Genomic DNA, 9,060 nt, shown 5'->3' with positions numbered 1-9,060 from the left:
CCGGCGCCCCCGCGGCCGCGGCCGACGGCGCCGCCGCCGGCGCGTCGGGGGCGTCGGCCGCCGGCAGCCGCACCGTGAACACCGTCGACCCCGGCGTCCCGTCGACCTCGATCGTCCCGGCGTGCGCCGTGACCACCGCGTGCACGATCGCCAGGCCGAGACCCGTCGACCCCGCCGCCCGGTTGCGGGACGCGTCCCCGCGGGCGAAGCGCTCGAACAGCCGGGAGCGCAGCGGCTCGGCGATGCCGGGGCCGTCGTCGCGGACCCGCAGGAGCACCCGGTCACCCTCCCGGGCGACGGCGACCACCACCGTGGTGCCGGCCGGCGTGTGCACCCGGGCGTTCGACAGCAGGTTGACCAGGACCTGCCGGAGCCGGTGCTCGTCGCCGACCACCAGCGTGCCGGGCGGCCCCCCGTCGTCCGCCGCGTCGCCGGGACCCGCGCGGAGGTCGAGCCGCCACGTGTGGTCCCGCCCGGCCACGTGGGCGTCGGCGACGGCGTCCACGGCGATCGCGGCCAGGTCGACCTCCTCGAGGTCGAGGTCGCGCCCGGCGTCGAGCCGGGCCAGCAGGAGCATGTCCTCGACCAGCGACGTCATGCGGCGCGCCTCCGACTCCACGCGGCCCATCGCGCGGACGACGTCGTCGGGCAGGTCGCCGGGCCGCCGCTGCACCAGCTCGGCGTAGCCGCGGATCGAGGCCAGGGGCGTGCGGAGCTCGTGGGAGGCGTCCGCGACGAACCGCCGCACCTGCGTCTCCGACTCGTGCCGGGCGGTGAGCGCCGACTCGACGTGGCCGAGCATCCGGTTGACCGCGGAGCCGACCTGCCCGACCTCGGTGGCGGGGTCGGTGTCCTCGTCCGGGACGCGCTCGCGGATGTCGACCTCACCGCTGGCGAGCGGCATCTCGGACACCCGGGTGGCCGTCGCGGCCACCCGCTCCAGCGGCCGCAGCTCGCGGCGCACCAGCACGGTGGCGAGCCCCGCGGCGACGAGCATCCCCAGCACGGCGACGACGACCTCGACCACGACGTACTGGTCGACGGTCGCGGTCACGCCGGCCAGCGGGACCGCGGTCACCGAGGTGCTGCCGTCGTCCGACTCCACCGCGACCACGCGGTACGTGCCGAGGCCGGGGAGGTCGACGGTCCTCGGACCCGCGGCGGGCGGCACGGCGAGCAGCGCGTGGAGCTGGTCGTCGGTCAGGCCCTGCACGTCGCCGGACTCGTCCAGGTAGCCCGCCACGGCGGCGCCGTCGGCGGGGTCGAACAGGCTCACGGTGCCCGCGTCCTGGCCGGGCAGGCCGAACGCCGGCGGGATGCTCCCGCCGGGCTGCTGCCCGTCGCCCGCGCCGTCCTGCGACCCGCTCCCCGACCCCGCCGGACCCGGGTCGGCGCCGCGGTCCAGCCGCTCGGGCGCCGCCGCGGCCCGCTGGCTCGCCTCCCGCAGCCGGTCGTCGATCTGCGTCTGCAGCGAGCTGCGCAGGGCGAGCGACGACACGAGCCCCATCACCGCGGCGACGGTCGCCAGCAGCGCCACCACGACCACCACCAGCCTCCGGCGCAGCGTCCACCGGGCCCGTGGCGGGCGGGGGGCTCTCACGGGGCGGGCTTGAGCACGTACCCGACGCCGCGCAGGGTGTGCAGCATCGGCTCGCGTCCCTTGTCGATCTTGCGGCGCAGGTAGGACACGTAGAGCTCGACGATGTTGGCCTGGCCGCCGAAGTCGTACTGCCAGACGCGGTCGAGGATCTGCGCCTTCGACAGCACGCGCCTCGGGTTGCGCATGAAGTAGCGCAGCAGCTCGAACTCGGTCGCGGTCAGGCGGATGTCCTCGCCGCCGCGGCTCACCTCGTGGGAGTCCTCGTCCATCCGCAGGTCGCCGACGACGAGCACGGCCTCCTCGCGCTCCGAGACGGCGCCGGAGCGGCGCAGCAGGGCCCGGAGCCGGGCGACGACCTCCTCCAGGCTGAACGGCTTGGTGACGTAGTCGTCGCCGCCGGCGGTCAGGCCGGCGATCCGGTCCTCGACGGCGTCCTTGGCGGTGAGGAACAGCACGGGCACGTGCGGGTGGGTGGCGCGGATGCGGCGCAGCACCTCCAGGCCGGACAGGTCGGGGAGCATGACGTCGAGCAGGATCACGTCGGGGTCCAGGGACCGCGCCTGCCTGATGGCGGCCTGGCCGGTGAGGGCGTGCTCGACCTGCCAGCCCTCGTACCGGAGCGCGGTCGAGAGCAGCTCGGCCAGGGTGGCCTCGTCGTCGACGACGAGAGCACGCACCGGCTGGCCGTCCGGTCGGGTGAGGGCGTCGCGGTGGAGCGTGGAGGTCGTCATGTCCCGAGCATGGGCGCGCGACCTGAGGCGCTCCTGACGTGGTCCTGTGGGTTTCCTGTGCGCCGAGCGGGCGGTGGCCGCCCGCGGCTCAGTCCCGCTCGATCACCGACAGCACGTTGCCGGACGGGTCGGTGAACCAGGCGATGAGCGGGCCGCCGCCGCGGAACACGCCGTCCTCGTCGGTCTGGGTGGGCGTGCCCTCGTACCGCTCGAACACCACGCCCCGGCCGCGCAGCTCCGCCACCGCGGCGGGCACGTCCTCGACCGGGAAGTTCAGCACCGTGAACGAGGCGGGGACGTGCGCGTCCCCCTTCGGGTAGAGCAGGACGTCGCGGCCCGCGAGGTGCAGGAGCAGCATCCCGTCCCGCTCCTCGGCGTCCAGGCCGAGGACGTCGGCGTAGAACGCCCGGGCGGCGGGTACGTCCGCCACCGAGTAGCCGCTGAAGGACTCGCTCAGGTCGAGCATGACGGGCTCCCTCGTCGTCGGGTGCGGGCCCGGTGCCCCCCGCGTGCCCCCAGGGTGCACCCGGGTCGCCGCCCGGGGGAAGGTCCTGCGGCCCGCAGAGAGCCGACCGACGCGGCCCGGGCGGTTCCGCCGCACGCCGCGGCGCCGACCGGCGGCCCGCGCACACCGGCCGACGGCCTGGTGGAGGATTCGTGTGCGCGGCCCGTGCGGGCACGGGGGCGGCGACCTGCTCGCCTACCGTGGTGCCCATGCCCCGCCCGACCTCTGCCCCGGTGACCCCGTGGCGCGCCCCCGAGGGCGCCGACGGCAGCCGCGGGCGCGTCGCCCCGCCGGCCCGCTGGCGCACCCCCGCGTCGACGGTGCGCCGGGTCGTCGTGGCGCTGGTCGTCGCGCTGGTCGCGGTGGTCGGCGTCGGCGTCACGTGGCGGGTGTTCGTCGGCACCGCGCAGGGGCAGGCGGTCGACCAGGCGTCGCTCGACGGCGCGCACATCGGCCAGAACCGGCTGTGGGAGGTCGCCGAGCCCGTGCTGGACGTGGTGTCCGTCGGGTTCATCGCGGCGGCCGTCGTCGCGTGCGCGGTGATCGCGTTCGCCCGGCGGCGCTGGGGCCTGGCGCTGGTCGCGGCGGGCGTGCTGGCCGGGGCGAACGTCACGACCCGGGTGCTCAAGCACTGGGTGCTCGACCGGCCGGACCTGGGCTACGGGCCCGACTTCAACACGCTGCCCAGCGGGCACACGACGGCGGCGGCCTCGGTCGCGGCGGCCGTGCTGCTCGTGGTGCCGCCGCGCGTCCGGCCCTGGGCGGCGGTGCTGGGCGGCGCCTACGCGGGCGCCACGGGCGTCAGCACCCTGGTCGGCCAGTGGCACCGCCCGTCGGACGTGGTCGCGGGCCTGCTCGTGGTGCTGGCGTGGGGGGCGCTGGCCTGCGCGGTGCTGGCGCTCGGCGTGGACACCGCGGACGACCGGCGCCCGCCGACGGCGGCGGTGCGCGCGGTGGGCCGTCGCCCCGGCGCCGGGCGGGACGCGGGGACCGCCGTGGCCGTCTGGCTGCTCGCGGCGGTGACGGTGCTGGCCGGGACCGCGGCGGTCGTCGCGCTGCGCCGCACCTGGCTGTCCGACGACCCGGTCGGCAGCACGGCTGCGCTCCTGACGTCGTACGGTGGCGGGGCGCTGGGCATCGTCGCGGTCGCCGCCGCGTCGTCCGGCGCGCTGCTGGTGCTGCGCCGGTCCGCCACCTCGGGGGCGGACCGGGTGGGACCGACGTCGTAGAGTTCCCCCGCACCGGCGGTGTCATGCTGTCGCCGCCCAGCACGCCCGGCACGCCGGGTCCGCAGTTCGAGGAAGCAGGAGCGCATGTCCGCAGGTCGCAAGCTGGTCATCGTGGAGTCGCCGGCCAAGGCGCGCACGATCGCCGGGTACCTCGGCGACGGCTTCGACGTCGAGGCCAGCGTCGGTCACATCCGTGACCTGCCGCAGCCCAGCGAGCTCCCCGCGGAGATGAAGAAGGGGCCGTTCGGCAAGTTCGCCGTCGACGTGGACAACGGGTTCGCGCCCTACTACGTGGTCGACTCGGACAAGAAGAAGAAGGTCACGGAGCTCAAGCGGCTGCTCAAGGACGCCGACGAGCTCTACCTCGCCACCGACGAGGACCGCGAGGGCGAGGCCATCGCGTGGCACCTGCTGCAGGAGCTCAAGCCCAAGGTGCCGGTCAAGCGGATGGTGTTCCACGAGATCACCCGCGAGGCGATCACCCGTGCGCTCGAGAACACCCGCGAGCTCGACGACCGCCTGGTCGACGCCCAGGAGACGCGGCGCATCCTCGACCGGCTGTACGGGTACGAGGTCAGCCCGGTCCTGTGGCGCAAGGTCCGCCAGGGGCTGTCCGCCGGCCGCGTGCAGTCCGTCGCGACCCGCCTGGTGGTGGAGCGCGAGCGCGAGCGCATGGCGTTCCGCGCCGCCGACTACTGGGACCTGACCGCGACGTTCGCGGTCGCGGACGCGGGCGAGCCGTCGTTCGGCGCCCGGCTGGTGCAGCTCGGCGACCGCCGGGTGGCCGCGGGCCGCGACTTCGGCGACGACGGCGTGCTGAAGGGCTCCGGTGCGAGCCGCCCGGTGCACCTGGACGAGGGCGCCGCGCAGGCCTGGGTGTCCGCGCTGGACGGCGCCGGGTACGCCGTGCGGTCGCTGGAGACCAAGCCGTACACCCGCCGCCCGGCCGCGCCGTTCACGACCTCGACGCTGCAGCAGGAGGCGAGCCGCAAGCTGCGGATGTCCTCCCGGCAGACGATGCGCACCGCGCAGAGCCTGTACGAGAACGGCTACATCACCTACATGCGGACCGACTCGCCCACGCTGAGCGCGCAGGCGGTCGACGCCGCGCGCCGCCAGGCGGCCGAGCTGTACGGCTCCGACCACGTGCCGGACGCCCCGCGCGTCTACGCGTCCAAGAGCAAGGGCGCCCAGGAGGCGCACGAGGCCATCCGCCCCGCCGGTGACGACTTCCGCACCCCGGCGCAGGTCGCGCGCGAGCTGTCCGGCGACCAGTTCCGGCTGTACGAGCTGATCTGGAAGCGCACGGTCGCCTCGCAGATGGCCGACGCGCGCGGCTCGACCGCCTCGGTCCGGATCGCCGCCACCGTCCCCGCGCCGGCGCTGCCCGCGGGCAGCACCGCGGCCGACGGCCCGGCTGCCGGCACGGCGACCGACGCGCTGTTCGCCGCGTCCGGCACCGTCATCACGTTCCGCGGCTTCCTCGCCGCCTACGAGGAGGGCCGGGACGTCGACCGGTACGCCGCCGACGCCGAGGGCAAGGCCGCCGAGGGCGCCAAGGAGACCCGGCTGCCGCAGATGGCCGAGGGCGACCCGGTCACGGAGTCCGACCTCACCGCCGACGGCCACCGCACCTCCCCGCCGCCGCGGTACACCGAGGCGAGCCTGGTCAAGGCGCTCGAGGAGCGCGGCATCGGCCGCCCGTCGACGTACGCCGCGACGATCTCGGTGATCCAGGACCGCGGATACGTGACCAGCCGCGGCCAGGCGCTCGTGCCCAGCTGGCTGGCGTTCGCCGTGACCCGGCTGCTGGAGGAGAACTTCGACCGGCTGGTCGACTACGACTTCACCGCCTCGATGGAGGAGGACCTCGACGCCATCGCCGCGGGCCAGAAGGACCGCGTGGACTGGCTGACCCGGTTCTACTTCGGCTCCGAGGCCGTCGACGGCCCGGACGGGGACGGCCTGCGCGAGCTCGTCGCCAACCTCGGCGAGATCGACGCCCGCGAGGTGAACTCGATCGAGATCGGCGACGGCATCACGCTGCGCGTCGGCCGGTACGGGCCGTACATCGAGGAGTCCGGCGGCGAGCCGGGCCCGGACGGCAACCCGCGCCGCGCGTCGGTGCCGGACGACCTCGCGCCGGACGAGCTCACGGCCGAGAAGGCCCGGGAGCTGCTGGAGACCCAGCCCGAGGGCGACCTCGTGCTCGGCACCGACCCGGCGTCGGGGCACACGATCGTCGCGAAGAACGGCCGCTACGGCCCCTACGTCACCGAGCTGCTCCCCGAGCCCGAGCTCGACCCGGGCCTGTCGGCGGCGGCGAAGAAGAAGGCGCTGGCCGCGCTGCCGAAGCCGCGCACCGGCTCGCTGCTCAAGTCGCAGTCGCTGCAGACGATCACGCTGGACGAGGCGCTGCAGCTGCTCAGCCTGCCGCGCGTGGTGGGCACGGACCCGGAGACGGGCGCCGAGATCACCGCGCAGAACGGCCGCTACGGCCCGTACCTGAAGAAGGGCACGGACTCCCGCACGCTGCCGTCGGAGGAGGCGATCTTCACCACGACGCTGGAGGAGGCGCTGGCCATCTACGCGCAGCCGAAGCGCGGCCGCGGGGCGACCGCGACGCCGCCGCTGCGCGAGCTGGGCGACGACCCGACCTCGGGCAAGCCGATCGTCGTCAAGGACGGCCGGTTCGGCGCGTACGTGACCGACGGCGAGACCAACCGGACGCTGCCGCGGGACGTCACGCCGGAGTCGATCACCCCGGAGCAGGCGGTCGAGCTGCTGGCGGAGAAGCGCGCCTCGGCTCCGAAGAAGAAGCCCGCCGCCCGCAAGGCCGCCGCACCCCGGAAGAAGGCCGCGGCCAAGAAGTAGCGGTCCTCAGACCTCCAGCACCACCCAGCCGGGCCCCGGGACGTCCACGGACGCGCCGGGGCCCGGTCGTGTGCCGGGCACGACGGCCGGGTCGGCGTGGACCGCCACGGTCGCGCCCGCCGGTGCCGACAGCCGCCACGGCGTCCCGTCCAGGTTGAGCGCCACCAGCAGGGCGGCGCCCGACCCGTCGGACGCGCGGGCCTCGTACGCCAACCGGGTGTTCGTCACCTCGACCACCCGGGTCCGGGCGGTGTGCAGCCACGGGTGCCGCCGGCGCAGCCCGAGCAGCGCGGCGTGCCGGTCGTGCGTGGCCCACCCGTCCGGCGCGACGTCGGGACCGGCGAGGTCGCCCGGCGCCGGCGGGTACGGCGGGCGCACCTCGTCGTCGCCGCCCGCCCGGTCCTCCTTCACGCCGCGGTACGCCTGCTCGTCGCCGTAGTAGATCGCGGGGGTGCCACCGACCGTCGCCAGGACCACGAGCGCGTGACCCGCGAGCGTGGCGTCGCCGACCCGGCTGGTGATCCGGGTGACGTCGTGGTTCCCGACGAAGGTGTACGGGACGAAGTGGTCGAGGAAGGCGTCGTGCCGGCCGAGCGTCCACACCAGCTCGTGGAAGTTCCGCTCGGCGATCGAGGACCAGACGGCCTTCCAGAGCTCGTACTGGGTGACCGCGTCGACCCCCGACTCCGCGACGAACGCCGGGTAGTCGCCGTGGATCACCTCGCCCACGAGGTAGGCGTCGGGGTGCGCGGCGCGGACCCGTCCGGTCACCTGCGCCCAGAACGCGGTCGGCACCGCGTAGGCCGCGTCGAGCCGCCAGCCGTCGGCGCCCGCGTCCAGCCAGCGCGTCATCACGTCGGCGACGAGGTCGACGACGCGCGGCGAGTCGTGGTTCAGGGTCACCAGCGAGCGGTGGCCCTCGAAGCAGTCCCAGTCGGGCCCGTCGTCGGTCCAGCGGATGCGGAACAGACCCGCCTCCGGGGAGCCGGGTCCGCCGTCCAGCGCCGCGCGGAACAGCGGGTGCTGGTCGCCGACGTGGTTGAACACCCCGTCCAGCAGCACCCGCACACCCCGGTCGTGCGCCGCCGCCAGCAGCCGGTCCAGGTCCGCGCGGTCGCCGAGCCGCGGATCGACCCGGTCGTGGTCGACGGTGTCGTAGCCGTGCGTGCTCGACGCGAACACCGGGCCCAGCGCCAGCCCGTTGAGACCGAGGTCGACCAGGTAGTCCAGCCAGCGCTCGACGTGCCCGAGCCGGTGCGCGACCGGGGCGCCGGGCCCGAGGGCCGCGCGCTCGGCGCCGGTGAAGCCCAGCGGGTACACGTGCCACCACATCGCGTGCTGCACCCACGGCGGGGCCATCGGCGTCCTCCCTCGTCAGCGGTTCCCTGCGACCCTCGCAGGTCACGAGCGACCTGTCACGCCGGGGGTCAGGTGCCGACGTACCGCAGCGGTGGCCGGCCGGCGCCGCCGTAGCGGGGCGCGCGCCGGCACGCGCCCCGGTCCACCAGGTGCTCCAGGTACCGGCGGGCGGTGACCCGGGACAGCCCGGTGGCGGCCGCCGCCTCGTCGGCGGTGACGCCGTCGCGTGCAGCGCCCACCGCCGCGCGCACCAGGTCGAGGGACTCGCGGGCCACGCCCTTCGGGAGCGGGTCGCGGCAGGGCGGGCGGAGGGTCGCGACCAGCGCGTCGACCTCGCCCTGGTCGGAGAGCGCGCGGTGCCCGGCGGCGCTCGTGCGGTAGGCGGCGTACGCGTCGAGCCGCTCCCGCAGCGCGGCGAACCGCAACGGGGTCACCAGGTAGTGCACCGCGCCGAGCCGCACGGCCGCGCGGACCGCCGCACGGTCCCGCACGGCGGTGGCCACCAGCACGTCCGGGGCGCCGTGCAGGTGGTGCAGGGCGCGGCACACGTCGAGGCCCGGACGGCCGGGCAGCGCGAGGTCGAGGAGCACCAGGTCGACCCCGCCGCGCACGGCCCGGGCGAGCGCCGCGTCGCCGTCCACGGCCAGCCCCACCGTCCGGAACCCGGGCACGCGGTCCACCAGCCGCCGGTGCTCCTGGGCGGTCGCGGGCCGCGCGTGCGCGACGAGCACCCGCAGGCCGCCGGGCGCCGGTGCGCCGGCC

Annotated in this window: 7 protein-coding genes; 2 read left to right on the top strand and 5 right to left on the bottom strand. The window is 75.9% G+C overall.

The features are described 5' to 3' along the window. The 3 genes from FA014_RS15720 to FA014_RS15710 all read right to left on the bottom strand — a co-directional run. A partial coding sequence (locus FA014_RS15720; protein WP_328288216.1) for a sensor histidine kinase occupies window positions 1–1,600 on the bottom strand: 1,600 nt, incomplete at its 3' end. Further along, entirely contained in the window at window positions 1,597–2,331 is a 735-nt protein-coding gene (locus FA014_RS15715) for a response regulator transcription factor (RefSeq protein WP_154730592.1), read from the bottom strand. The genes FA014_RS15720 and FA014_RS15715, both read right to left, overlap by 4 nt. A gap of 88 nt (window positions 2,332–2,419) precedes the next feature. Further along, window positions 2,420–2,797 carry a VOC family protein gene (locus FA014_RS15710; RefSeq protein WP_154730591.1) on the bottom strand — a complete coding sequence of 126 codons (378 nt, stop codon included), beginning with the start codon at window positions 2,795–2,797 and terminating at the stop codon, window positions 2,420–2,422. A gap of 248 nt (window positions 2,798–3,045) precedes the next feature. On the opposite strand from FA014_RS15710, the gene FA014_RS15705 reads away from it, so the two are divergent. Further along, on the top strand, window positions 3,046–4,065 hold the full coding sequence (locus FA014_RS15705; RefSeq protein WP_154730590.1) for a phosphatase PAP2 family protein: 1,020 nt from the start codon (window positions 3,046–3,048) through the stop codon (window positions 4,063–4,065). Window positions 4,066–4,149: 84 nt separating this feature from the next. Then, a complete protein-coding gene (gene topA / locus FA014_RS15700; RefSeq protein WP_154730589.1) occupies window positions 4,150–6,939 on the top strand; it encodes a type I DNA topoisomerase in 2,790 nt (929 codons plus the stop codon). Window positions 6,940–6,945: 6 nt separating this feature from the next. Here the strand turns inward: topA and FA014_RS15695 are convergent, their stop codons facing one another. Beyond that, window positions 6,946–8,298, bottom strand: a complete 1,353-nt coding sequence (locus tag FA014_RS15695; protein ID WP_154730588.1) for an alpha-amylase family protein — start codon at window positions 8,296–8,298, stop codon at window positions 6,946–6,948. A gap of 68 nt (window positions 8,299–8,366) precedes the next feature. Continuing rightward, window positions 8,367–9,060, bottom strand: a 694-nt coding sequence (locus FA014_RS15690) for a response regulator (protein ID WP_328288215.1), incomplete at its 5' end; no start/stop codon positions are given.

The sequence above is a fragment of the Cellulomonas hominis genome, assembly GCF_005239125.1.
GTDB lineage: Bacteria > Actinomycetota > Actinomycetes > Actinomycetales > Cellulomonadaceae > Cellulomonas > Cellulomonas hominis_A.
This window is presented reverse-complemented; position numbering and strand designations above follow the sequence as displayed.

Bases quoted from the DNA above. Each gene is read 5' to 3' on its own strand.
- FA014_RS15695 (WP_154730588.1), bottom strand. From the start codon at position 8,298: ATGGCCCCGCCGTGGGTGCAGCACGCGATGTGGTGGCACGTGTACCCG.
- FA014_RS15715 (WP_154730592.1), bottom strand. From the start codon at position 2,331: ATGACGACCTCCACGCTCCACCGCGACGCCCTCACCCGACCGGACGGC.
- FA014_RS15705 (WP_154730590.1), top strand. From the start codon at position 3,046: ATGCCCCGCCCGACCTCTGCCCCGGTGACCCCGTGGCGCGCCCCCGAG.
- topA (WP_154730589.1), top strand. From the start codon at position 4,150: ATGTCCGCAGGTCGCAAGCTGGTCATCGTGGAGTCGCCGGCCAAGGCG.
- FA014_RS15710 (WP_154730591.1), bottom strand. From the start codon at position 2,797: ATGCTCGACCTGAGCGAGTCCTTCAGCGGCTACTCGGTGGCGGACGTA.